A 575-nucleotide genomic window follows, 5' to 3' on the forward strand; every position below is an offset into this window, starting at 1 on the left:
GGGGGGGCCCCCCCCCGGGCGCGGCTAAACCGGCGTCCTGCCGGTTTACCCGCTCCGTAATATCTGCGTTCGGCCAGCGTGGTTTAACGGGGCGCCTTAGATCAAGATCAAAATCAAAAGCAGGCGGCCTGAAAGCCGACCCAATCCCCAAACCTGAATGCGGTCAAGTGAGGGAGATTCTATGGCTGAAAAAGCGGGACGCAGAGCGTCCGGAGCGGCATTACCACGCAGAGCGTGGGAACGATCATCTAAGCCGGAGGCCCGAAAGCCGACCCAATCCCCCAATCAGAATGTGGTCAAACTGTGGGAGGGGGCTCGCTCCCGATGGCGGTGGGTCAGTCAACTCATGTATCAACTGTAAAACTGCTATCGGGAGCAAGCCCCCTCCCACAAAAAGCAAAAAAAAGCAGATCTGCTTTGTTCTCCAGAGCCGCCTTTGATCTGCTTCTGATCTGCTTCAACCACTCAGGTCGGCTTTCAGGCCGCCGTGCTCTTGCTTGTGATCTTGATCTGAGAAGCGCCCCGTTAAACCACGATGGCCGCACGCAGGCTTGAATCCGTGGGTAACCCGGCAG

It is taken from the genome of Pseudomonas kitaguniensis (assembly GCF_049199985.1).
Classification (GTDB): Bacteria; Pseudomonadota; Gammaproteobacteria; order Pseudomonadales; family Pseudomonadaceae; genus Aquipseudomonas; species Aquipseudomonas kitaguniensis.